The following is a 23,503-nucleotide window of genomic DNA, read 5'->3' as shown; positions in this document are numbered from 1 at the left end:
GATTCTATATGATTTCAAAAAGAGAAGTGGAAGTAAGATATGCGGACACCGACCAGATGGGAGTTGTATATCATGCAAATTACCTTGTTTGGATGGAAATAGGAAGAACAGGATTAATTAAGGATTTAGGTTTTAGTTATGCAGAGCTAGAATCAGAGGGAATTGTATCACCGGTGCTTGACTTGCAAATTTCATATAAAAAACCATTAAAATATGGTGAAACAGCGACTGTTAAGACATGGATTGCGGAGTATGATGGATTCAGATCAATTTATGGTTACGAAATATTAACCCCTTCAGGAGAATTGGCCGTAACTGCTCGTTCAACACATGTTTGTGTAAAGAAAGATACTTTCCGTCCAATCCCATTTAGGAAGGCATACCCAAAGTGGCATGAAGCTTATTTACAAGCTCGAATTAAGGATGAGGTATAATGGCATTTGGCATTAAGCGCACAGAGTTGGAAGAATGGAAACTTAAAGTATTGGAGGGAAGCGAAGTTGTTTTTCTAACACATTACTGGCTCCATCCTAAATATCCACAAATTAAGACTGTCACAAAAGCAGGGAGCGCTAATCTAGATTTATTAATAGAGTGGGGTAAGAAATATGGATTACAACCAGAATGGATACATAGGCGAGAGAAGTATCCTCACTTTGATTTAATTGGTGAAACTCAGATCGATATTTTAGTTAAGGAAGGAATAAACAACCAGTTAGAGAGATTTCAATTAAAAAAGCCGTAATGGTATTTTACGGCTTTTTATACATGAATTCAGGCTCTAAATAATTTTCATTAAATTGGATATGTAGGTTGTGTCCATCAAAATACCAAAGGTCTCTTTCTTCAATAAAAAAATGAATGCCTTTTATTGTTACACTATTACCAATTTCCTCTGGAGCATCTTTAGAGACTCCTAGAGAGAACCCAGCTAAGACGGTTCCATGACCACCGTAACGTACATAAAAACGAAGATAATCACCTTGTTTTAAATGCAATTCATCTATATACCAGCTCGCTGCTTTTTCATCAATGGTTAGCTTCATGTTTAGCTCCTTTGTAGAGTAATGATAGCTATATTATAAATAATCAGTGGAGCTTACACAAACTTTTCAATCGTAGGAAAGAAAATGAACACTCCAACTAAAAATCGCTCAAGTTCAATCTGATTGAGCGATTTTTGTATTAGTAAGGAACTGGTTCATATGATTTGTGATTTTATCATAGATACCTTTAGCACCAGATAGACCATATTGTCCTGCCTTTTCTAAAGGGATCACTTTATAATTATGTGCTCTTGAGACATATGTTGATATGAAAGAGGGACTATCTAACGAAATGGTTGTAATACCATTCTTCACTTCTTTACGAGTAGTAATCGTAAAAATTCCTCCAATTTCACGGTATATTGATTTTTGTGCAGATAGGAAGTTCCCTAGGGAGTAAACGACGAATCCCTTATGGCCATTATCTGCCTCCACCCATTCCATCGGCTGTAAAACGTGAGGATGATGTCCCAGAATTAGATCTGCACCTGCACTTATTACATGCTTAGCTACTTGTTTTTGTTCTTCACTGGGCATACGTTGATATTCATTGCCAAAGTGTAAACTAACTACGACAACATCGCTGATTTTTTTAGCGAGGTTTATATCATTTGTTATTTTGGGTAGATCAATTAGATTGACAATATAAGGTTTCTCTTTAGGGATTGGAATTCCATTTGTACCATACGTATAAGCAAGAAAAGAAAATGTAATCCCATTTCTCTTCACAGTTCGAATTATTTTACTATCTTCTTCTGAAGCATATGCTCCAGTGTATTGAATACCGATCTTGTTAAAATAATTAGTTGCATTTAACAGAGCTTGTTCACCGCGATCTAGCGTGTGGTTGTTACTAATAGAAACAATATCTATACCACTGTCTTTTAAGGCATCCGCTAGTTCAAATGGGCTATTAAAAGTAGGATAAGTCGACAATCCAATCTCTTTTCCACCTATCATCGTTTCTTGATTAGCAAATGTAAGGTCAGCACTTGTTAAGTAAGGTTTTACTTCTGATAACATAGGGGTAAAGTCATAACTGTTTCCTGTTTTAGCAGCATTATAGACTAGGCTATGGATGAGTATGTCACCTATGGCTGTTAGGGTAGCGGTACTTTTAAAGTCCTTAGCTGAAAGTTGTTGATTCTTTAGGACATGTGGTTGACTGAGTGACAATGGAGTAGGAGATTCTGAAGGTGCTTGGTTAAACCAAAACAGTAAGAGAGTAGAAAGTAATATTAAACTCGAAATAGAAATTAGTAAGGTTCGTTTGTTCATAACAATGGACTCCTTTTTCTCATCTATCTCTTACTATTATACAAAATAAGACAGAATGTACCAATAATTTTAAATTGTATAACTTTTATGTCTATTTTTCCCCAGATTCAAACTCTTCATTCCAATCCAGTAACTCATCAAAATTACGTATACTTCGATGAGAGGTTTTTGTTGTTGCATCTTCCATAAGTTCAAATAACTCGAGGGCAAACTCTTCTTGGTTTTGAGTATTGGATACTTCTACCTCATATACTAGATTTTTTGAACGGTTATTCTTCATGACAATTTTCCTCCTTCCGAAAATAGATATTGTAGATATTGTATGCCCAAAATTTATAAAACATCCTCATGATTACTAGAAACGGGAAGAATAACAGACTATAAGAACCATAATTGCTGTATTAGCAATTGGGTTTTTAGTATAAGAAGGGACAAAGTTTCATGTTATTTAGTTTTTTGATGTGTTAGGCTATTATTTGCTCCTAAAAAAAGCACCCTACTAAGTAGGATGCTGAGTTTGTTAAGGTTTTTTGTTTTTAGCAAATAAATGGACCTTAGGTTCTGTTTTATTTAGTATTCTCTTTATATTTGCTCGATGCCTATAGAATACAAAAAAGACTAATACTCCAACAACAATCATCAGAGGTATGTCTTGTTTGAATAGACTAAAAGCGAACGTATACACACCAGTTAGCATGGAAGATAATGAAACGTATTTTGTAAGTAAAAGTAAAATAAGAAAAATTAATACCATCGTAATAAATAAAACAGGACTATAGTAAAGTAGGACTCCTCCAGAAGTAGCGACAGCTTTTCCACCTTTAAAGCCTGCAAAAATAGGATACATATGTCCAATGACCGCAAAAGTACCAACTAATAATGGGTGAAGGTCCACTCCGAAAATGAAGGGTAAGGCAGTAGCCAACGTTCCTTTTAAGATGTCAGCTATCGTAACAGTAAATCCTGCTTTTTTTCCTAACGTCCGGAACGTATTTGTACCTCCTAAGTTGCCGCTACCATGTTCCCTAATATCGATTCCATAACCTAGTTTTCCAACAATTAATCCAGAAGGGATAGATCCTATTAAGTAGGCAAGGATGATAACAATTCCAACAAGCATTCTGTGTCTCCTCTCTGTTTAGTTTTATGTAATGGACTTTGTTTCTTCTATCATATGAAATACTATTTTATTTTAGCCCAAGTTTAAGTAGGATGGAAGGGGGAAGGGACAATAATTAAAACGTATTACTTCAAGAATAAAAAAGCAGTGAAACTTCAGTACCTGAAGTCCACTGCTTTTAGTAGTAAATGTACACCAGACATAATATATCCTCAGTATCTTTCCTGCCTATCGTGAGAGTTTGGACTCAACCAAGGTTTTAGATTTAAGGTTCACAATATAAGAACGTGTACCGCCTTGAAATATAAACCTATAGAAAATTAGTAGTACTAAACCTACCAGAGAACTTATACCCAACATTAAATAAAGAAAATGAATACCTTGCTCTTCTATAATCGTTCCACCAGCTAACGCACCTACAATACCGGAGTAGCCAAAAAAGACAGAAACAAGCAGGACATGTCCTGTCGATTGTAATTCGAGAGGCACAATCTTTGTTACATAGGAGAAAGAAGCTGTAAAAAATATCCCAAATATAATTCCATGTAAAGGTTGATAAAAGAATAATTCAATCGGGCTTGTAGCAAAGGACATGCCGATAAAACGAATTCCATATAACAGAGCGGCAATCATGATAAAGGTTAGCTCATGAAATTTTTTAAACCAAAGATGGCTGATTGCGAAAACAAATACTTCAACAGATACCCCTACAAACCAAGCCCAGCCAATCATCATTTCATCCCCGTTGAGTTCTTTAATGAACACACTCAAATAAACATCATTTGCTCTATGTGCAATGGTAATGGTTAGTGCTACTAGTAAGAACAAGACAAACCTTAAGTCTCGAATTAATTGAAACGCATCTGATAGTTGAACAGGCTTATCTGATGCTTTAACATCTTGAAGACGAAAACTGCTGACTAAAAAAATAATGGTAAACAATAGAAAGGGTACCATGATATTTTCAATACCGATAAAGCTGAGTATATACCCAGTTGCAATGCTTGAAATGGCAAAACCAAGGGATGCCCACATTCTTATGCTACCAAATGAAACTTCAAGTTGATTCGCTGTTTTCTGTGCAAGACTCTCTCCCAATGCTCCAATAGGGGCCATAAAAAAGAATAAGAAGTAGGCAAGAATTGCAAAACCTAGAAAGTGGTCAAGCTGAAAGAAGATAAATCCCGTGATTAACATCCCGATACCGCTGATGAGAATCACTCTCTTAATAGATTTATATTTGTCGCTGATATACCCTGCAATTGGTTCGGATAAGAGTGACGCAATAGGGCCAATCGCTAATATCCATCCTAATTGGGTAGGAGACAATCCTTTATCAATCAAAAATAAAGATAGGAAGCTAGTAATGACAAAACCAGTGGCATGAAAGAAAAAGAGAAATGTTTTTAATACACTTGTTGATTTTTCTTGCGGTCCCAAATTTAATCTCTCCTTACGAAAACTAACTTTACAAACATACTACTATTTGTTAGTTATTGTAAAGAATAAATTCTTTACTTGTTTAAAGGATGTTGGTAAAGTTAGATTTATTCTACCTTTAGAGAAGGAAGGTTTTTTTGTGTCAAAATGGGTGCTGTATCAATTACTGTTCTGGCTAATGGTAATTTGGGGCTTTAATGTATCTGCAATTAAAATTCTCGTTAGTTATTTTCCTCCTGCATTAATGCAAGGGACTCGTATTTTGATAGCGGGGCTTTCTGTTATTCTTATATTATGGCTTTCTAAAAGTCTTAAAAAAGTATCTTCTTCAAATATTGTAGGTTTATTAATTGCATCAATTGTAGGGGTAGTCGGTCATCACCTATTTTTAGCTTTAGGTCTAATGAGTACTTCTGCTACAAATGCAGGGCTTATTTTAGGATTAATTCCATTATGCACGTCTATTTTAGCGATGATTTTCTTAAATGAGAAGTTGACCGTAACAAAATCACTAGGGATTTTATTGGCTCTTATTGGTGTTTATCTTATTGTAATGAATAAAAATGGCGGATTAAACGATCTATCAATTGGCGATTTGTATGTATTTGGAGGAGTCATTACACAGGCAGTTAGCTTTATATTAATTAAGAAATTAACGGCTAACATTGAATCACGACAAATGACAGGAATGATGCTTGTTTTTGGTTCTATCATGCTCATCGTCATTAGCTTCTTTACAGAATCACGTGAGAATATTGTCTTTAGTGAAGTTCCAGTTTATATTTGGGGTGTTCTCCTTGCATCTGCAATCATTGCAACGGGACTCGGGCATATGGTATACAATTATGCCATTCATAAACTTGGGGCTGGTACCACCTCTTTATTTATTAACTTAAGCCCATTTTTCTCGGTAGTTGGGTCCTTCTTGTTTCTAGGAGAACAAATATATGCAAAACATATTATTGGTTTCGCCTTTATCATAAGTGGCGTTATTTTAGGAACAGGTGCAGTCAAATTTCGTTTAAAGGGTATTGGGAGTCCAAAGCAATTCCCTGAAAAAGCAGTAGGAAAGTAAATAACTAGTTTGAGTTCTACCACAGTATTGTACTGTGGTTTTTTTGTGTTATAAGGATTTTGTTAATAAATAGGGTCAACTCGTTGATAAATTTTACAATGTGTTAGATACATAGAGAGATCTGTTAGATAAAATAAAAATTTAGTCGATATTATTCATTTCTTCGTCGGTATGTCAACTTTAGTAGAAGCTAAGTTGTTACACGAGCCAACATGCAAGTCCTAAAATCCACTATTAAGAAAATCTTAAGATTTATGAAACTATTTTCTTCATAAACACTGTTCATAATAAAAACTACCAATAGAAAAGGAGGGGAGTGCTATAATAGCTTTAGTTTCCAATTGGAAGGTGAATAAGATGGACCCTTATACAATTTTAGTCGTAGACGATGAAAAAGAAATTAGAGATGCACTTGAGATTTACTTGAGAAATGAAGGCTTGAATGTGGTTCATGCAGCTGATGGGCTAGAAACCATTGTTATATTAAGGAAGTAATAACAAAATCAAAGCAAGGTGTTCTTGCTTTGATTTTTTACGAACTCTTTTCTAAGAAATGGATTACTATATATTTTAAATAACCATCATATGTAGATCGTGAAAATGCTATAATGTTAAAATAGGAGGGAATACATATGGAAAAAATGATCATGGAAATGAATCAAGGCTTTGAGTATCTAGAGGAAAAAAAGAAGAAGCCTCAGGAACAAATTAGAAAACCTCACACCGCTAATCCTCAGCAAAATAAACAGGACCCACTTTATTTACCTTTCCAATTAAATTACGAACTAATTGAAGAATACCTAGGATAAGAGACAGCAAGGAGAAAGACATGAAAGTAATTATCGCAGAAAAGCCAGATCAAGGAGCAATGCTTGCTTCACCTTTTAAATCAAAAAAACAGCAAGGATACATTGAGATTCATCCGAATGAAATATTCCCAAAAGGAGCGTATGTGACCTGGGCAGTTGGGCATCTATGTCAGCTTATAGCACCAGAGAAATATAAACCTGAATGGAAAAAATGGTCATTAGAACGCTTGCCCATTATTCCAGATAAATTTCAATATGAAGTTGAACGATCTAAATATAAGCAGTTTCAGGTGGTAAAAAGTCTGTTAACCAAAAAAGAAGTAACTGAGATTATTCATGCGGGGGATGCTGGACGTGAAGGGGAGCTTATTGTAAGAAACATTATTCATACCGTCGGTGTCAAAAAACCAATGAAACGATTATGGATCTCTTCCTTAACAAAAAAAGCGATATACTCTGGCTTTCAGGAACTTCTAACTGAAGATAAGACAAGAAACCTTTTTTATGAAGCATATACGAGGGCGTGTGCGGATTGGGTCGTCGGAATGAATGCTTCAAGAGTCTACAGTATACTTTTGCAGAAAAAAGGAATGTCAGATGTATTCTCTGCAGGTCGAGTACAAACTCCTACACTGGCACTAATTGTAAAAAGGGAAAATGAAATTGAGGCCTTTCAATCAGAACCATTCTGGGAAGTGTTAGCTACGTTTAAAATGAACAACAAGACCTATGAGGGAAAGTGGCAGAAAGAACAGGACTCTCGACTAAAAGATGAAGAAATGGCAAAGAAAATCGCAGCGTTTTGTGAGAAAAAGGAAGCAGTGGTTAAGGAGATGCAGACAGAAAGAAAGGAATATCAGCCTCCTTATTTATTTAACCTTTCCTCTCTACAGGCTACTGCTAATAAACGATATAAGTTTTCCCCAAAGAAGACACTGGATGTTCTGCAACAGTTATATCAGAAAGGAATTGTTTCATATCCACGTTCTGACTCTTCCTTTGTCACTGAGGGAGAAGCTGATACCTTTCCGGAAATATTAAATAAATTAAGTCAGTTTGATATGTACAAGGATCTCTTTCCATTGCCAGTTCAATCTATCAAACATAATAAACGCTATGTTAATGAGAAAAAGGTAACGGATCACTATGCTATTATACCTACAGAACAAGTAACTGACCCAGCTAAACTGTCAGGTGATGAACAAAAATTGTATGACTTAGTGATTCGTCAGTTACTCGCGGCCCATTATGAAAATGCGGTGTTTGACTATACAACGATTGTGACATTAGTAGACAATAGGGCGGAATTTATTTCAAAAGGAAAGCAGCAAATCCAAGAGGGCTGGCGAAAGGTAATCTTTCAGGATGATCAAGATAAGGAGACGATCCTACCGCTAGTTGAGCAAGGTGAAGCTGGAATCGTTTCAAAAGTTAAGGTAAAGGAAGGGAAAACTCAGCCACCTAAGAGATACACAGAGGGACAATTAATAACCCTTATGAAAACTGCTGGGAAGCACCTAGAGGACTCAGAACTTGAAAAAGTTTTGATGAAAACAGAAGGTCTTGGGACAGAAGCAACAAGAGCGGGTATTATTACGATGCTTAAAGATCGTAAATATATTGAAGTAAAGAAGAATCAAGTATTTGCAACAGACAAAGGTAAGGTATTAATTCGTGCCATCGGGGATAAGATTTTAGCTTCTCCGGAGATGACAGCAAAATGGGAGCAGCGACTATCGGAAATTGGACAAGGTAAGGCCTCTGCGACAATGTTTATGGAACAAACCAAAAAATTATCGGAGAAAATTATTCAGGATGCCATTTCATCTTCGACGGAATGGGATTTTAAAGATCTAAATACAACGTCTATTCAACGTGTTGCTAGTAAAGTTAGTATAGGGACAACAGTCGGTGGTTGTAAACTTTGTGATGGAAAAGTACTAGACAAAGGGCAGTTTTACGGATGTTCCAACTATTCTGCGACAAAATGCTCGTTTACCATTTCCAAAGTAATCTTAGGAAAGAAATTAACAACCAACCAAGTTAAAAAGCTCCTTACGTCTGGTGAAACAGACAATATAAAAGGGTTTAAAAAGGGAGACAAGGTTTTTGATGCTAAATTACAGCTGGGAGAAAGTAGTGGAAAAGTTACATTTCTCTTTGGCCAAGGAGAAGCAACAACTCAAGTAAAATAAATTGAATAAATTTTGGTGACAATAATCGTATAGAAGTAAAGAGAGTAGGGAAATACTTTGCAGAATTTTATCCAATTAGGGGTAAGTCAACCTCTACAACATGCATTAAAAAAGAATGGTATTGCGGTGCCTACACCTATCCAGGAACAAGCCATACCACATATATTAGCAGGGAGAGATGTTTTGGCACAGGCACAAACGGGAACAGGTAAAACGATATCGTTTATCCTCCCAATCCTTGATCAAATCAATATAGACCAAGGATACATTCAGGCATTGATTGTTTCTCCAACTCGAGAGTTAGCGATTCAAATAACAAATGAATTTCAGAAGTATAAATCGGAAGAAATCAATGTACTAGCTGTTTATGGTGGACAAGATGTTGAGCGACAACTAAAGCGATTGGCTGGCAATGTTCATATTGTAGTCGGTACACCGGGTAGAATTTTAGATCATCTCAGAAGAGAAACTATTGAACTACAAAACGTTAGCATGCTGGTATTAGATGAAGCGGACCAGATGCTTCATATTGGCTTTATAAACGAGGTTGAAACTATTATTAGTGAGACTTCAAGTACTAGACAAACGATGCTTTTTTCAGCGACCTTAACAGATCAAGTAAAGAAGGTTTCTCAAAAATATTTAAGAAATCCGGTCTCAGTAAAGATAGCGGAGGAACACAAAACACTTGATGAAATTAAGCAACTCGTTTATGAGACGACTGATCGCCAAAAGCAGGCCTCTCTCTGTCAAATAATAGACGAACATCGCCCATTCCTTGCCGTCATTTTTTGCAGAACGAAAAGAAGAGCAGATAAGCTTTATGAGAATTTAAAGGGACTCGGGTATAACTGCGACGTTCTTCACGGAGATCTCTCTCAACCAAAGCGGGAAAGGGTAATGGACCGTTTTAGAGAAGCAGATATTCAATACCTAATAGCAACGGATGTTGCAGCAAGAGGTCTTGATGTAGAAGGTGTTACCCATGTATTTAACTATGATCTACCTGAAGATGTAGATAGCTATATACACAGAATTGGAAGAACTGGGAGAGCGGGAAGTAAAGGGTTAGCAATTACCTTCGTAACTCCAAAGGACTTTTCACAACTAAAAATCATCGAAAAAGGTATAGGTTTGACCCTCCCAAAAAGAACATTAGTAAAAGAGGTGCAACATACTGAAAAAACAGGTAGAAATGATAATCAAGAGAGAGTTACTAATCAGAAGAAAAGTAATCCTGGGAGCTCAAAGAAAACTAGATCAAATCAAAAAGAAACTCGTTCAGGCAGAAAATCTAAGTCAATAATGGGTACACGGGTATCTAAAAAAGGAAATAGTCGATCAACAACGAAATCAAACCATAAGTAGGAAAAAAGCCAGGATTCTCGTAATCCTGGCTTTCTTATTCGTTGTTACGGACCGAATGTGTTTCTGTTTTCTTTGAGGTTACTCCACCAGATAGTACAAATTTCATGGCTTCCTCTGGTGACACATCTAGGAACTCCACATCTTCCTTTGGAATTAAAAAGGTGAAACCAGCAACCTGAAAGGTTTGTGGTATATAAACGGCAACATAATCAGTTAAAGAGTCATTAAATGATCCTACTTGTTCAGATGTTACAAAACCAATCACTTTCATGGATGTTTGGGGCATCGTAACGAGTGCAACCTTTGAGAAAGATTTTTTTTCACCGAGAAAGGATTGAAAGGTATCCTTAATCACAGAGTACAATGTCTTAACAAATGGAATTCTTTCTAACAAACGATCAATAAGTTCAATAATTTTATTAGCTAAAAACTTGGTTGAAAGCCACCCTGCTATTGTAATCAAGAGAATTGTTACAACAATTCCTATTCCAGGAATATAGCTCTCTTCCATATATGGTTTTAACGTATCTCCAAGGATCCCATCTAAGAAATTAAAAACCTTAATCACAACATAAATAACAAGAATAATAGGGACGATGGTTAGTAGACCATTAATAAAATTCCTAATAAAAACTTTCATGCGGTTCTCCTCTTCTTACAGATCTCTCTCATGCAAAAATATTTTTACTACTGTACATATCTTATCACTTCTTCACAAAACAGTAATTAAATGCGAATCATCTCTTCTAGTATATGGACACAAATATGTATAAATCAATTAGAAAAACAAAATATAACATAATCAGACACATTCTTGGAAGGGGATTTGCAGCACATGATTTTTTATGCTTGTGTAAAGTATGATGAAGTGCATCCAGAAACATACAAAGGGATTGAAAGTAACGACGATTGGGAATGAAAGTGATGTTGTTGCTAGCTTTGAGTCTTATGATCCTGTTCAAGATTACCGAAACTTTAAAAGTTGGTCAGAAGGAGTAGGAGAAGACAATGTTGGTTTCTGTGACAGCCTTAGGCATTTTGCAAAGGACTATCAAGAAATCTCAAATGAAGACTCAGATGAAATGTTGTCTATGATTTACGGTGAACATGAAGACTGTCAAAACCAATATTCCTGAGCAACCTACTTGAACCGAGACGGAATTTATAGCATATTGTAAGAAAAAGGCAAGAAGGAGTGCTGCAGGATGACTTTTTCAAATCCAAGTAGGGATGAGATCGGTGCTATCTTAAAAAAAAGTAAAAGGATTGCAGTGATAGGATTATCCGATGATCCCTCAACATCTTCGTATATGATAAGTGAAGCGATGCAAAGGGAAGGTTACGAAATAATACCTGTAAATCCAAATGTAAAAGAAGTGCTAGGAATACAAGCCGTGGACTCAATCAAAGAAATTGAAGGGCATATCGATATAGTTAATATCTTTAGACGCCCTCAATATTTACTTGGTCATGCAGAGGAATTTCTAGAAATAGATGCTGATGTTTATTGGACTCAGCTTGGTCTAGAAAGTGAAGAAGCCTATGAACTGTTGAGAAACTCCGGTAAGTCTGTCATCATGAACCGCTGTATTAAGGTTGAACATGCCTTAACAAAATAAATTTACTTTCAAAAATCCTTGATATATCAAGGGTTTTTTTCATCTTTTTTAAAAAGGGTGTTTGCGAAATGAAGAACAACAAGTACAATAAGGAATAGACGTTCGTTATTAGAGTGAACAACGAATTGGTTAGAAATACTCTTTAGGGCAAGATGTAACGTGAGCTATAGTAATTTTTTAGCTCTTCAGAAAGAAAGGGGACGGACTCTTTGGCAAGGCAACAACAACCATTTGACTACAATGATGATGCAATACAGGTACTAGAAGGATTAGAAGCTGTTAGGAAGAGACCTGGTATGTACATCGGCAGCACCGATCAGAGAGGTCTTCATCACCTGGTCTATGAAATTGTCGATAACTCTGTTGATGAAGCATTAGCAGGCTTTGGTGATAGCATCATCGTAAAAATACACAAAGACAATAGCATCTCTGTTACAGATAAGGGGAGAGGGATGCCAACAGGAATGCATAAATTAGGAAAGCCCACTCCAGAAGTCATTTTTACGGTGCTTCATGCTGGAGGTAAATTCGGACAAGGCGGATATAAAACAAGTGGAGGTCTTCATGGTGTAGGGGCTTCTGTCGTAAACGCATTATCCGAATGGGTAGAAGTAGAAATTAAACGTGATGGTTTTATCTATAAACAACGGTTTGAATCAGGCGGTAAACCTGTCACAACATTAGAGAAAATAGGTACGACTAAGCAAACAGGAACTTCCATTCACTTTAAGCCAGATGCGACGATTTTTAGTACCACTACATTTTCTTTTGATACATTAAGTGAGCGTTTAAGAGAATCTGCATTCTTGCTAAAGGGATTAAAGATAGAGTTGAAGGATGAACGTTATGATCAGCATGATGTTTATCATTACGATACAGGTATTAAGGCGTTTGTTGAGTACTTAAACGAGGAAAAGGATGCCCTCCATGAGGTTGTGTTCATGGAAGGTGAAGCCAATGATATAGAAGTAGAGTTCGCATTCCAATTTAATGATGCCTACTCTGAAAATGTTTTATCCTTTGTTAACAACGTTCGAACAAAGGACGGGGGTACACACGAAGCTGGAGCCAAGACAGCAATGACTAGAATATTTAATGAATATGCGAGAAAGGTGAGCCTTCTAAAAGAAAAAGACAAGAACTTAGAAGGAACTGACATTCGTGAAGGATTAGCTGCTATCGTATCTGTTAGAATTCCCGAAGCTATACTTCAGTTCGAGGGGCAGACAAAAGGTAAGCTAGGTACGAGTGAAGCTCGCTCTGCTGTTGATTCAGTTGTTTCTGAAAAGCTTTTATACTTCCTTGAAGAGAACCCTGAGGTTAGTACATTGCTAGTGAAAAAAGCAATAAAAGCATACCAAGCAAGGGAAGCTGCTCGTAAGGCAAGAGAGGAAGCTAGGAGTGGAAAGAAGAGAAAACGTTCCGAGACGGTTTTAAGTGGAAAGCTTACTCCCGCACAGTCCCGTAATCCTCAAAAGAATGAACTTTACTTAGTAGAGGGTGACTCAGCTGGTGGGTCTGCTAAACAGGGGCGAGACAGACGTTTTCAAGCCATTCTTCCGTTACGTGGTAAAGTCATTAATACAGAAAAAGCCAAGCTTGCAGACATCTTTAAAAATGAAGAGATTAACACAATTATCCACGCGATTGGAGCTGGTGTTGGACCAGATTTCTCTCTTGAGGATATTAATTATGACAAAGTTGTGATTATGACAGATGCCGATACTGATGGAGCACATATTCAGGTACTTTTATTAACGTTCTTCTACCGATATATGAAGCCAATGATTGAAGCAGGCAGAGTTTATATTGCTCTACCACCTCTATATAAGGTAAGCAAGGGGACCGGTAAGAAGGAGCAAATTGAGTATGCTTGGTCAGAAACTGACCTACAATCTGCGATCAAAAAGATAGGTAAAGGTTATATGATTCAGCGTTACAAGGGACTTGGTGAGATGAATGCTGATCAGCTTTGGGATACAACGATGAATCCAGACACAAGAACCCTTATTAGAGTTCGTATTGATGACGCGGCAAGAGCAGAGCGTAGAGTCACGACTCTAATGGGAGATAAAGTAGAGCCTCGGAGAAAGTGGATTGAGACAAATGTTGATTTCGGTATGGAAGATGATCCGAATATTCTAGAAAATGAAACGTTGTCTGTCACTGAGGAGGTTTAATAGATGACACAGGAACTATTCCGAGATATACCATTAGAAGAAGTATTAGGTGACCGATTTGGTCGATACAGTAAATATATTATTCAAGAGCGTGCATTACCTGATGCACGAGATGGACTAAAGCCTGTTCAACGAAGAATCTTGTATGCCATGCATGCAGAAGGTAATACGTTTGAAAAAGGATTCAGAAAATCAGCAAAAACAGTTGGTAATGTAATCGGTAATTACCATCCTCACGGAGACACGTCTGTATATGATGCAATGGTCCGAATGAGCCAAGACTGGAAAATGAGAAACTTTCTTGTAGAGATGCATGGAAATAACGGAAGTGTGGATGGAGATCCACCTGCTGCTATGCGTTACACGGAGGCAAGATTATCCGCTATAGCCTCCGAGCTTCTTCGAGATATTGAAAAGAAGACGGTAGAATTTGTTCCAAACTTTGACGACACTAGTAAAGAGCCTACAGTCTTACCTGCTATGTTCCCTAACCTGCTAGTTAATGGATCCACAGGGATCTCGGCAGGTTATGCAACTGAAATTCCGCCTCATCACTTAGGTGAGGTCATTGATGCTGTAATTATGCGCATGGACAAGCCAGAAGCAACAGTAGATGACTTAATGACTGTTATAAAAGGGCCAGATTTCCCAACAGGTGGGATTATACAGGGTGTTGATGGAATTAAAAAAGCGTTTGAAACGGGAAAAGGTAAAATTATTATCCGTGGTAAAGCTGATATTGAAGAAATAAAGGGCGGTAGACAACAAATTGTTGTAACTGAAATTCCTTTTGAAGTTAATAAATCGAATCTTGTTAAGAAAATGGATGAACTTCGTCTTGATAAGAAACTTGAAGGGATATCAGAAGTTCGTGATGAAACCGATCGAACGGGTCTTCGTATTGTTATTGAGCTTAAAAAGGATGCGGATTCAGCGGGAGTCCTTAATTTCCTATATAAGAATACAGATCTGCAGATTCCTTATAACTTTAATATGGTTGCAATCTATAATCGTCGTCCGCGGTTAATGAGCCTCCCGTCTTTACTTGATGCATATATTGACCACCAAAAAGAAGTGATTACGAATCGCTCTAGGTTTGAGCTTGCTAAGGCGGAAGAAAGACAGCATGTAGTTGAAGGTCTCATGAAAGCCTTATCGATTTTAGATGAGGTTATTGCGACCATTCGTGCATCTAAAGATAAAAAGGATGCTAAAGAAAACCTAATGAGGCAGTTTGCTTTTACTGAGCCTCAATCAGAAGCAATTGTATCCTTACAGTTATACCGCTTAACAAATACAGATATCACTGCATTACAGCAAGAATCTGATGAATTAGCAGCTAAAATTGCAGAACTTACCCAAATTCTAAATAGTAGTAGCAAACTGGCTTCTGTAATTAAAACAGATCTGAAACGTGTAAAGAGAACGTTTAGCGATAACCGTAGAACACAGATACAAGCTGAAATTGAAGAGATTAAGATCAATTTAGAAGTCATGGTTCCATCCGAAGATGTCATTGTTACTGTGACAAAAGATGGGTATGTGAAGAGAACGAGCCAACGCTCTTATGCAGCATCAAATGGGCAGGATTTTGGCATGAAGGATACAGACCGTTTATTAAAACAGCTTGAGATTAATACAACGGATACCCTGTTACTCTTTACAAATAAGGGGAATTATTTGTACCTCCCTGTCCATGAACTTCCAGATATTAGATGGAAAGACCTAGGACAACATATTGCAAACATTATTCCGATTGATAGAGATGAGAACTTAATTGAAGCGCTACCTATAAAGAATTTTGAAACGCCTCATTATCTGTTGTTTGTCACGAAAAATGGAATGGTGAAGAAAACAGAGCTTCATCAATATAAGGCACAACGTTATTCAAAGCCTCTTGTGGCAATAAACCTTAAAGATAAAGATGAAGTGATTGATGTCCATATATCAGACGGAACTCAAGATATTTTCCTTGCGACAAATAATGGTTATGCTTTATGGTTCTCTGAGGAAGAAGTTAATCCAACGGGTGCAAGATCAGCGGGTGTAAAAGGGATTAATCTAAAAGACGAGGATTTTGTTGTTTCAGGATCACTCATTATACCTGATCATCCAGTTAACCTGATTCTCGTTACGCAAAGAGGAGCATCTAAGAAAATGCCTCTTTCCGAATTTGAAAAAGCAACAAGAGCAAAACGCGGAGTCATTATGCTACGTGAACTGAAGTCAAATCCGCATAGAATTGTTAGAATTGTTCCGGTAATTGATGAAAAGCATTTAGTCATTATACAAACAGAAAATAAGGTTATGGAAACAATTGATCCATTAAAACTTCGATCAAATGATCGTTACTCAAATGGTTCCTTTATTGTAGATACCGACGAAGTAGGAGTCGTAGATGCTGTTTGGAGAACAAATCGACTATAGAGCATTATGAAAAAAGAGTGTCCAATCTAATTAGATTAGACACTCTTTTTTTAGATTGAGCTCTTTTTCGTATAGATTGTGCTTTTGTAAAAATTTTTAAACTAATACTGTCTTATGACCTTTCCCTCGTATACTGCTTCAACCGACATGTCTGAATTCATATTAGTAGAGAGGGTAACGACTCGATTTAATATATTTTCTTCCGCCATTGAGTGAATATATAGATATATTAGCGTCCCATTACTCGATTCTTCCAATTCTTCAAAGGATTTTAGTTGGTAGTGTTTGATAGTTTTCCTTACGACTTCTTGTATGTTTTGATTATTACTTGAGTCAAACCCTTGAATCATTTCTATTTGTTGCTGAATAAAATCGTGTAGACTCATACTCATTTCATTCTCCTAACAAAGTTTTAATTTCTAATGATGATATAAATCATGTAAAGAATATAAGCAATAGCTAAGGCGATTCCCTCTCGCTTCCCAATTCTAAAGCTCGTCCTTGAAAAAATGAGTAGGATGATGGTAAGTATAATCATTAAGGTGACATCAAAGAAAATCTTATCATCAACGGGTAACGGTGAGATCGTTGAAGCTGCTCCAAGAACAAACAAAATATTGAAAATATTACTTCCTACTATATTTCCTAGGGCGATATCACTTGCTTTTTTATAGGCAGCCGTAACAGAGGTGATTAATTCAGGTAAAGAAGTACCTACTGCAACAATGGTTAAACCTACTAACGTTTCGCTCATGCCAAAAGCAAACGCAATTTTGGTAGCGTTGTTTACAACTAGGTCCCCACCAAAGATAATGGCGGCCAATCCTCCAAGAGTGAATAGTATATTTCTCGCCCATCGTCTTTCTTGTAAAGTTTCAGTTCGGTTTTCTTGACTGCGATTCTTTCTGGCTATTTCAAATATATAATAAAGGAAAATGGCAAAAAATAGTAGTAGAACTAATCCGTCACTTCTCGTAATAAAATTATCACTCACATACTGAAGTGATACATCACTAATGAGAATAAAGAGGGCAACACTTGCTAAAAGAGTAAAGGGAATTTCTTTTCTTATCGTTGTATTCTCAACAACTAGTGGATTTATTAAGGCTGTTATCCCAACAACAAACGTGATATTAAAGATATTACTTCCGACCACATTTCCAATTGCAACTCCCGCATTTTCCTCAATTGCCGCTACAATACTAACCGTTGCTTCAGGTGAGCTTGTACCAAACGCAACAATGGTTAAGCCAATTAATAGTGGAGATACTTGTAAGGATTTCGCAATTGATGAAGAGCCTTCCACAAAATAATCTGCCCCTTTTATTAGCAATGCGAATCCGACGAGTAACAGTACATATGTCAACTGTATAACCTCCTTAAAAATTTCTCTAATAAGAAAAAGAAAAAGACTGAAAGAAACAGTCCTATTCTCATTATTTCCTTGCTAAGTTCATCTTAATCCAATTTAGAACTTGTTTGTTCACAATTGATACACCAAAGATAATACAGAGGCCTCCAAGTACGGAAGTAAGAAAAATCTTTTCCTTTAATAAGATCACTGCCGCCACCAAGGTAACTAAAGGTTCTAGATACATTAAAACGGATACTTGTGTGGCTTCAAGAGTTTCTAACGCTTTACCCCAGTACCAATATGCAATGGCAGAAACAAAGATCCCAAGGAAGAGTAAATGAATCCAATCATCAACGGGTAAACTTGAAAGTTTTGACCAACCCCTCATATTATAGGTAATCGGAATAGTTAAGAGAAATCCTAACAAGCTAGTCCAAAATGTCACCGTTAGAGAAGAATAGGGTAAATTAAATTTCTTAATGAGAATGGAATAAACAGCCCAGTTTAGAGTACTAAAGATCATCAATAGGTATCCAATGTTTGGAGAAAAATTCAAAATAGAGTTTCCATGGGTTGTGACTAATATAACACCTACAACAGCGATGCTCATGCCCATTAACTTTGCTAGAGTAAAGCGTTCAGATAAAAACAAGATAGATAGAATAGCTGTAAATACAGGTGAAAAAGAAATAAGCCACCCTGCAGCTGAGGCATCTATAAAAAGTAAGGACGATGCTTGTACTAATTGATGAATAAATACTCCTAAAATTGCAAGGATAAAAAGATATTGTATATGATTTAGTTTTATATATAAGTCTTGTTTAAGGATAACTATTAAGATTAAGAGAAAGATAGTGGCGATTCCAAATCTTAATGTAATGATTGTATAGGGATCTAGCGAATTCAGTAAATCCTTTGTTGATACAAAAGAAATTCCCCAAAAAGAGATAGAGATGAAGGCATATATACTAGAAATAACAGCATTTCGGTTTCCCACGTCAACACATCCACAATCATATTATTGGCTGGTTGTCCAACCTATATAGAATTATATGTTTTGTGTTTGAACTTATTCTATTTAGCTAAAAACTTAAAAGTCATTTAAATATAGAAAATAATGTCTTTACAACCTATATTTTACATATTATAATTAACATATCATTATGAACGGAAAGAGAGGGATGTGTTATGAGAAAGCCTATTGTAACTGACTTGATTAATTTTATAGCACAGCCCTTGTTATCCATGTAACCTATTATTACTCCTATTTGAGAGCGGTAAAAGATCAGGGGCTGTTTATGTAGCTCTTGGTCTTTTTGCGTATACATCAAAGATCATGAGAATGGTCTTTTTTGTTTTGAAAAAAAATCATAAACGTTCCGTAGGAGGAAACAACATTGAATTTAAAGTCATTAGGATGGAATTGTGAATTAGAAGAAATATTTAATCAAGAAAAACAACTAAACTGGCTCCCAGGAAGGGTTAGCTTAGAGCATAAAAGAATGTATAGAATATTGACTGAAGAAGGAGAACTTTTAGCTGAAATTACTGGAAAAATGAGATTTCAAGCCGATGGAAGAGAAGATTATCCCGCTGTAGGTGATTGGGTAATGGTTTCTCCTCGTATTTCAGAGGGAAAAGCAACAATCCATGGAATTCTGCCTCGATTTAGTAAGTTTTCAAGAAAAGTAGCAGGTCTGACAATAGATGAACAGATTGTTGCGACAAATGTCAATACGGTCTTTCTAGTAAATGCACTAAATCAGGATTTTAATGTAAGGCGTATAGAGAGATACCTACTTTTAGCTTGGGAGAGTGGGGCTAATCCTGTCATTGTCCTAACAAAGGCTGATGTATGTCATGACATAGAAGAAAAGATTAACCTCGTTGAAGGGGTAGCTTTTGGTGTCCCCATCCACGTAACGAGTGTTAAAAATCTAGTAGGGTTAGAAGCACTTCTAACTTATTTCGAAGAAGGGCAGACAGTGGCCTTACTCGGTTCATCAGGTGCTGGTAAATCAACATTAACGAACTACTTGTTAGGAGAGGAAAAACAAGTTGTTCAGGATATCCGAGATGAAGACGGAAAAGGTCGACATACTACAACTCATCGTGAACTAGTAAAGGTACCAACAGGTGGTATCATTATAGATACTCCAGGTATGAGAGAACTTCAACTATGGGAAGCAGATAGTGGTATGAGTCAAAGTTTTTCTGATGTGGAGGATCTGGCTGAGCAGTGTTATTTCAGAGACTGCCAACATAATAACGAGCCGAAATGTGCAGTTAGAGATGCTATTGCAACAGGCACTCTTGAAGAAGAACGTTATCTAAGCTATTTAAAACTACAGAAGGAGCTTGCTTACTTAGAACGTAAGACTGATAAGAAAGCACAGATGGCAGAAAAGGAAAAGTGGAAAAAGATTGCCGGAGATCGTACAAGAGTTCACCGGAAGTAAAAGTTGAGCCTAAACCATTTGGTTTAGGCTCTTATTGTGTTCAAAACGACATTCTTAGACAACGGGTGTTGAATATCATCGATAAAAAAGGAATTTCCTTTTCGAAAATTAATAGGTTTATTCGGTATAATTAGTAGAGGCGGATAGATTGTTGCTTCGTAATAATCTTCTAAAAACAGTCTTTAATAAAGAAAATAGATAGCGAAAAAGGAGGAGCATCAACATGAAAGTTATTCGAGGAAAAGTAGTGAAAGGTATTAATGAACGCTCTCGTTGGATGAATAAGCTTGAAAGTTACTACACATCTAAGACAGGAATTCGGCTCTTTCCTGGTAGTATACAAATTCAATTATTAGATTACTGTAAACAAAGTACGTATATTCATAAAAATAGTATGAACAAGAAGGACGAGTGTTACCAGATTTGTTACGTGAATGGTATAAAAGTCTACTATATGGAACCAATGGACTCTACTTTTCGGAAATCAAGCCAGTCAATTATAGAAATTGTATCAGACTTAGATCTCATCAAATCCCTAAGATTAAGTGAGGGTGAGGAAGTAGAAGTAATGATGCCAATTAGAGAAGAAGTATTGTTACATTAGTCTAAAAGTGTGCTTCTCCTTTTTTAATGAGTGGTTGATGGGCACTAAATCACTGTTCTATTTATTCTATTACACAAATATATTTTAATAGAATATGAAGTAGAGGTGACTTCAATTGGCAATCATTCATGATAAGAAGGATAAGAGATTAAAAACACATCTTCAGTTCTTTTTTACAAATGGTGGTGGAGTGTTTACAATTATTCATTCCCCGTATGATGATGAAGAGTTCACATTTCATTTAGTCAGCTTAGTGAATCATGAAATCATAGAGAGTTATGATGACCTACCGACAATTAAGCAGCTTAAAGATGAAATTGGTGAGTTTGAAAGTATTGATACCGATAACGTAATTATCAGTGAGGATAAAAAGGATTAAAAGCCTAGCAACAAAATTCTCTATAGAGTATTTACCTATACAAGCACAACTTCTCCTTATGGTCTATAAATTATATGGATGTTAAAAAAGGAGGAGTTTTACCTAATGTTTTATCACATTAAAGAACTTCAGTTTGATGCAAAACCAACTTGCCCGGATCCTATATATGCTAAGAAACTCCAGGAAATACTCGGTGGACAATATGGTGAAATATCAGTCATGATGCAGTACTTATTTCAAGGGTTTAACGGTCGGGCGGATTCTAAATACCGCGATTTATTATTAGATATCGGTACAGAGGAAATTGCTCATGTTGAGATGCTAGCAACGATGATTGCACGCTTACTTGACGGGGCACCATGGGAAGATCAGCAAGCAGCCTACAATAATAATCCTGCTGTTGCTGCTATTATGGGGGGAATGAACCCTCAGCACGCAATCGTATCTGGATTAGGCGCGATGCCTGTAGACAGTGTTGGAAATCGATGGACTGCTTCTTATATTGGTGCAAGTGGAAACTTGTTAGCTGATTTTAGGGCAAATTTGACCGCAGAGTCTCAAGGTCGCCTTCAAGCAGTAAGATTATATGAGCTAGCGGTAGACCCTGGTGTAAAAGATATGCTTTCATTCTTAATTGCACGTGATACAGCCCACCAAAATCAATGGAAAGCAGCTATTGCAGAGATTGAAGCACGTGAAGGGGATATAGTTGTACCTACAACTTTCCCAAGAGAGCTTGAAAAGCAAGCCGTATCGTATGACTTGTATAATTTATCACGTGGAGAAGCAAGCAGTAAAGGATTATGGGCTCAAGGACCAGCTCCAGATGGAAAAGGTGTATTCAATTACGTTGCGAAGCCTGTTCCGTTTGGTCCCAAAGTAAGTCTAACTCCTGCTCCACTTTATGTTCATGACACGTTACCACATCCATTGCCACCAAATCTAATCTAAATAGAAAAAGGGACTGCATTGTTGCAGTCCTTTATTAATGCTAAAATTATATTGTAATATTTTTCTAAATTTATAGGAAAGCGTGATTCTGTGAAAAAAATACTCTCCCTACTAGAGACACTCTTCATCGCTTTTATTGGAGGACTACTTTTTACTTTTCTACATTTACCTTTAGCTTGGATGCTGGGTTCCTTATTTATAGTTGTAATATGGAAACTCGTGGTCAAACGAGAAATTGTTAGCAATCCACTCATGAGAAACAGTGGACTCATCATTATTGGATATATGCTTGGCATTTCATTTACATATGATACCTTGATCCAGATGACGAAGATGCTTCCGGCCATGTTTGCAACGACTATACTCTTAATAGGCTTCTCCTTGTTAGTCTCCGTTTTCGCAGCTAAATTTCTAGGTATTTCGTTTAAGACAGCACTTATTGGAATGATGCCAGGTGGGTTTTCACAAATGGTACTATTAGGTGAAGAAATAGAGGATGTAGATGTAACAAGTGTCACGTTGATTCAATTAATACGATTATTATCCGTGATTTATCTTGTACCTGCAATTGTAAGAATTGAATGGTTTGGTGAAAATAGTACTTCACACACAATAGCTTCAGAGGCAATGACCGTTAGTACTACTACTGAAGCAGTTCTTTTTCTTGTTGTAACTGCACTTTCAGCAGTTTTGGCAGTAAAAGCTAAACTACCGACTCCATATCTTGTAGGACCGATTTTAGGTTGTGGAATATTGGTCATTTCAGGTTTTGATCCATTCTCGATTCCGGAACCATTGTTAGTTACAGCACAGATATTTTTAGGGATTCATGTGGGGAAAATGGTGGATCCTAAGAAATTGGAAAACTGGAAGCTGTTTGGAACAGGGGCCGTTATTTCTTGTCTTATTTTATTGTTATCAACGATACTCATAGCGGGGGCGTTAAAATGGGTGTATCCCATTTCCTTAGGCACCGCTTTCTTAAGTACAGCGCCAGGGGGGATTGCTGAGATGGGGTTAACTGCACAAGCAATTGGCGCAGATCTATCAATCGTTACAGGGTTTCAGTTATTCAGGATCTTTTTCATTTTATTCGTTGTTCCTCCGGTCGTCGTTTGGGTATTTAAAAAGCATAGAGCTTTTGGAAAATAATTGTCTACTTACCATAAAAGTAAACTGCCTTTCTACATAGAAACATG

24 protein-coding genes and 1 pseudogene are annotated in these 23,503 nt (G+C 36.7%); 16 read left to right on the top strand and 9 right to left on the bottom strand.

Translation table 11 applies throughout. The features are described from left to right. Positions 1 to 8 precede the first annotated feature (8 nt). Together LT143_RS03050 and LT143_RS03045 are read left to right on the top strand one after the other, a co-directional pair. Positions 9 to 434: an acyl-CoA thioesterase gene (locus LT143_RS03050; protein ID WP_246939566.1), complete on the top strand. Its 426-nt coding sequence runs from the start codon at positions 9 to 11 to the stop codon at positions 432 to 434. Then, on the top strand, positions 434 to 745 hold the full coding sequence (locus LT143_RS03045) for a hypothetical protein (RefSeq protein ID WP_246939565.1): 312 nt from the start codon (positions 434 to 436) through the stop codon (positions 743 to 745). Before LT143_RS03050 ends, LT143_RS03045 begins: the two co-directional genes overlap by 1 nt. Positions 746 to 752: 7 nt before the next feature. Here the strand turns inward: LT143_RS03045 and LT143_RS03040 are convergent, their stop codons facing one another. The 5 genes from LT143_RS03040 to LT143_RS03020 all read right to left on the bottom strand — a co-directional run bounded on the left by LT143_RS03040 (position 753) and on the right by LT143_RS03020 (position 4,884). Further along, positions 753 to 1,046 carry a HesB/YadR/YfhF family protein gene (locus LT143_RS03040; protein ID WP_246939562.1) on the bottom strand — a complete coding sequence of 98 codons (294 nt, stop codon included), beginning with the start codon at positions 1,044 to 1,046 and terminating at the stop codon, positions 753 to 755. Between the two features lie 114 nt (positions 1,047 to 1,160). Then, positions 1,161 to 2,324, bottom strand: a complete 1,164-nt coding sequence (locus tag LT143_RS03035; protein WP_246939559.1) for a CapA family protein — start codon at positions 2,322 to 2,324, stop codon at positions 1,161 to 1,163. A 91-nt stretch (positions 2,325 to 2,415) separates the two neighbouring features. After that, positions 2,416 to 2,604: a hypothetical protein gene (locus LT143_RS03030; RefSeq protein WP_246939555.1), complete on the bottom strand. Its 189-nt coding sequence runs from the start codon at positions 2,602 to 2,604 to the stop codon at positions 2,416 to 2,418. A 240-nt stretch (positions 2,605 to 2,844) separates the two neighbouring features. After that, positions 2,845 to 3,444, bottom strand: coding sequence for a glycerol-3-phosphate 1-O-acyltransferase PlsY (plsY, locus tag LT143_RS03025; protein WP_246939552.1), 600 nt, complete (start codon positions 3,442 to 3,444; stop codon positions 2,845 to 2,847). Positions 3,445 to 3,672: 228 nt separating this feature from the next. Beyond that, complete coding sequence (locus tag LT143_RS03020) at positions 3,673 to 4,884, bottom strand: MFS transporter (RefSeq protein ID WP_246939550.1); 1,212 nt, start codon at positions 4,882 to 4,884, stop codon at positions 3,673 to 3,675. 139 nt (positions 4,885 to 5,023) lie between these two features. On the opposite strand from LT143_RS03020, the gene LT143_RS03015 reads away from it, so the two are divergent. The 5 genes and pseudogenes from LT143_RS03015 (at position 5,024) to LT143_RS02995 (ending at position 10,331) form a co-directional block, all read left to right on the top strand. Next, positions 5,024 to 5,959: a DMT family transporter gene (locus LT143_RS03015; RefSeq protein WP_246939547.1), complete on the top strand. Its 936-nt coding sequence runs from the start codon at positions 5,024 to 5,026 to the stop codon at positions 5,957 to 5,959. Positions 5,960 to 6,316: 357 nt separating this feature from the next. Beyond that, positions 6,317 to 6,451, top strand: a pseudogene (locus tag LT143_RS03010) (response regulator); the annotation flags it as partial. A gap of 140 nt (positions 6,452 to 6,591) precedes the next feature. Next, positions 6,592 to 6,768, top strand: a complete 177-nt coding sequence (locus LT143_RS03005; protein WP_246939544.1) for a hypothetical protein — start codon at positions 6,592 to 6,594, stop codon at positions 6,766 to 6,768. A gap of 20 nt (positions 6,769 to 6,788) precedes the next feature. Continuing rightward, on the top strand, positions 6,789 to 8,963 hold the full coding sequence (locus tag LT143_RS03000; RefSeq protein WP_246939541.1) for a DNA topoisomerase III: 2,175 nt from the start codon (positions 6,789 to 6,791) through the stop codon (positions 8,961 to 8,963). A gap of 57 nt (positions 8,964 to 9,020) precedes the next feature. Further along, a complete protein-coding gene (locus LT143_RS02995; protein ID WP_246939538.1) occupies positions 9,021 to 10,331 on the top strand; it encodes a DEAD/DEAH box helicase in 1,311 nt (436 codons plus the stop codon). Between the two features lie 34 nt (positions 10,332 to 10,365). Here LT143_RS02995 and LT143_RS02990 read toward each other — a convergent pair whose 3' ends face one another. After that, positions 10,366 to 10,971 carry a DUF502 domain-containing protein gene (locus LT143_RS02990; RefSeq protein WP_246939535.1) on the bottom strand — a complete coding sequence of 202 codons (606 nt, stop codon included), beginning with the start codon at positions 10,969 to 10,971 and terminating at the stop codon, positions 10,366 to 10,368. Between the two features lie 220 nt (positions 10,972 to 11,191). On the opposite strand from LT143_RS02990, the gene LT143_RS02985 reads away from it, so the two are divergent. From LT143_RS02985 to parC, 4 genes are all read left to right on the top strand, one after another. After that, the gene (locus LT143_RS02985; RefSeq protein WP_246939533.1) at positions 11,192 to 11,467 is read left to right on the top strand and encodes a hypothetical protein; all 276 of its coding nucleotides are present in this window, start codon (positions 11,192 to 11,194) and stop codon (positions 11,465 to 11,467) included. Positions 11,468 to 11,536: 69 nt separating this feature from the next. Next, positions 11,537 to 11,950, top strand: a complete 414-nt coding sequence (locus tag LT143_RS02980) for a CoA-binding protein (protein ID WP_246939531.1) — start codon at positions 11,537 to 11,539, stop codon at positions 11,948 to 11,950. 209 nt (positions 11,951 to 12,159) lie between these two features. Next, complete coding sequence (gene parE, locus LT143_RS02975) at positions 12,160 to 14,130, top strand: DNA topoisomerase IV subunit B (protein WP_246939529.1); 1,971 nt, start codon at positions 12,160 to 12,162, stop codon at positions 14,128 to 14,130. 3 nt (positions 14,131 to 14,133) lie between these two features. Beyond that, a complete protein-coding gene (gene parC, locus LT143_RS02970; RefSeq protein ID WP_246939527.1) occupies positions 14,134 to 16,557 on the top strand; it encodes a DNA topoisomerase IV subunit A in 2,424 nt (807 codons plus the stop codon). A 101-nt stretch (positions 16,558 to 16,658) separates the two neighbouring features. Here the strand turns inward: parC and LT143_RS02965 are convergent, their stop codons facing one another. From LT143_RS02965 to LT143_RS02955, 3 genes are all read right to left on the bottom strand, one after another. Then, positions 16,659 to 16,949, bottom strand: coding sequence for a DUF6407 family protein (locus tag LT143_RS02965; RefSeq protein WP_246939525.1), 291 nt, complete (start codon positions 16,947 to 16,949; stop codon positions 16,659 to 16,661). Positions 16,950 to 16,969: 20 nt separating this feature from the next. Further along, entirely contained in the window at positions 16,970 to 17,923 is a 954-nt protein-coding gene (locus LT143_RS02960) for a calcium/sodium antiporter (protein WP_246939523.1), read from the bottom strand. Positions 17,924 to 17,993: 70 nt separating this feature from the next. Further along, positions 17,994 to 18,908, bottom strand: a complete 915-nt coding sequence (locus LT143_RS02955; RefSeq protein WP_246939522.1) for a DMT family transporter — start codon at positions 18,906 to 18,908, stop codon at positions 17,994 to 17,996. A gap of 400 nt (positions 18,909 to 19,308) precedes the next feature. Between LT143_RS02955 and rsgA the strand changes: the two genes are divergently transcribed. The 5 genes from rsgA (at position 19,309) to LT143_RS02930 (ending at position 23,456) form a co-directional block, all read left to right on the top strand. Next, positions 19,309 to 20,370, top strand: a complete 1,062-nt coding sequence (rsgA, locus tag LT143_RS02950) for a ribosome small subunit-dependent GTPase A (RefSeq protein ID WP_246939519.1) — start codon at positions 19,309 to 19,311, stop codon at positions 20,368 to 20,370. A gap of 223 nt (positions 20,371 to 20,593) precedes the next feature. Further along, positions 20,594 to 20,974, top strand: coding sequence for a DUF120 domain-containing protein (locus LT143_RS02945; RefSeq protein ID WP_246939517.1), 381 nt, complete (start codon positions 20,594 to 20,596; stop codon positions 20,972 to 20,974). A gap of 115 nt (positions 20,975 to 21,089) precedes the next feature. Then, on the top strand, positions 21,090 to 21,353 hold the full coding sequence (locus tag LT143_RS02940) for a hypothetical protein (RefSeq protein WP_246939513.1): 264 nt from the start codon (positions 21,090 to 21,092) through the stop codon (positions 21,351 to 21,353). A gap of 105 nt (positions 21,354 to 21,458) precedes the next feature. Continuing rightward, positions 21,459 to 22,304 (top strand): manganese catalase, encoded by an 846-nt coding sequence (locus LT143_RS02935; RefSeq protein WP_246939510.1) that lies wholly within the window; start codon positions 21,459 to 21,461, stop codon positions 22,302 to 22,304. A 90-nt stretch (positions 22,305 to 22,394) separates the two neighbouring features. Further along, positions 22,395 to 23,456: an AbrB family transcriptional regulator gene (locus LT143_RS02930; RefSeq protein ID WP_246939507.1), complete on the top strand. Its 1,062-nt coding sequence runs from the start codon at positions 22,395 to 22,397 to the stop codon at positions 23,454 to 23,456. Positions 23,457 to 23,503 lie beyond the last annotated feature (47 nt).

It is taken from the genome of Bacillus pinisoli (assembly GCF_023036475.1).
In the GTDB taxonomy this organism is placed as follows: Bacteria; Bacillota; Bacilli; order Bacillales; family SA4; genus Bacillus_BS; species Bacillus_BS pinisoli.
This window is presented reverse-complemented; position numbering and strand designations above follow the sequence as displayed.

Coding starts and splice junctions, on each gene's coding strand:
- LT143_RS03050 (WP_246939566.1), top strand. CDS start 9: ATGATTTCAAAAAGAGAAGTGGAAGTAAGATATGCGGACACCGACCAG.
- LT143_RS03045 (WP_246939565.1), top strand. CDS start 434: ATGGCATTTGGCATTAAGCGCACAGAGTTGGAAGAATGGAAACTTAAA.
- LT143_RS03040 (WP_246939562.1), bottom strand. CDS start 1,046: ATGAAGCTAACCATTGATGAAAAAGCAGCGAGCTGGTATATAGATGAA.
- LT143_RS03035 (WP_246939559.1), bottom strand. CDS start 2,324: ATGAACAAACGAACCTTACTAATTTCTATTTCGAGTTTAATATTACTT.
- LT143_RS03030 (WP_246939555.1), bottom strand. CDS start 2,604: ATGAAGAATAACCGTTCAAAAAATCTAGTATATGAGGTAGAAGTATCC.
- plsY (WP_246939552.1), bottom strand. CDS start 3,444: ATGCTTGTTGGAATTGTTATCATCCTTGCCTACTTAATAGGATCTATC.
- LT143_RS03005 (WP_246939544.1), top strand. CDS start 6,592: ATGGAAAAAATGATCATGGAAATGAATCAAGGCTTTGAGTATCTAGAG.
- LT143_RS03000 (WP_246939541.1), top strand. CDS start 6,789: ATGAAAGTAATTATCGCAGAAAAGCCAGATCAAGGAGCAATGCTTGCT.
- LT143_RS02990 (WP_246939535.1), bottom strand. CDS start 10,971: ATGAAAGTTTTTATTAGGAATTTTATTAATGGTCTACTAACCATCGTC.
- LT143_RS02985 (WP_246939533.1), top strand. CDS start 11,192: ATGATGAAGTGCATCCAGAAACATACAAAGGGATTGAAAGTAACGACG.
- LT143_RS02980 (WP_246939531.1), top strand. CDS start 11,537: ATGACTTTTTCAAATCCAAGTAGGGATGAGATCGGTGCTATCTTAAAA.
- parC (WP_246939527.1), top strand. CDS start 14,134: ATGACACAGGAACTATTCCGAGATATACCATTAGAAGAAGTATTAGGT.
- LT143_RS02965 (WP_246939525.1), bottom strand. CDS start 16,949: ATGAGTATGAGTCTACACGATTTTATTCAGCAACAAATAGAAATGATT.
- LT143_RS02945 (WP_246939517.1), top strand. CDS start 20,594: ATGAAAGTTATTCGAGGAAAAGTAGTGAAAGGTATTAATGAACGCTCT.
- LT143_RS02935 (WP_246939510.1), top strand. CDS start 21,459: ATGTTTTATCACATTAAAGAACTTCAGTTTGATGCAAAACCAACTTGC.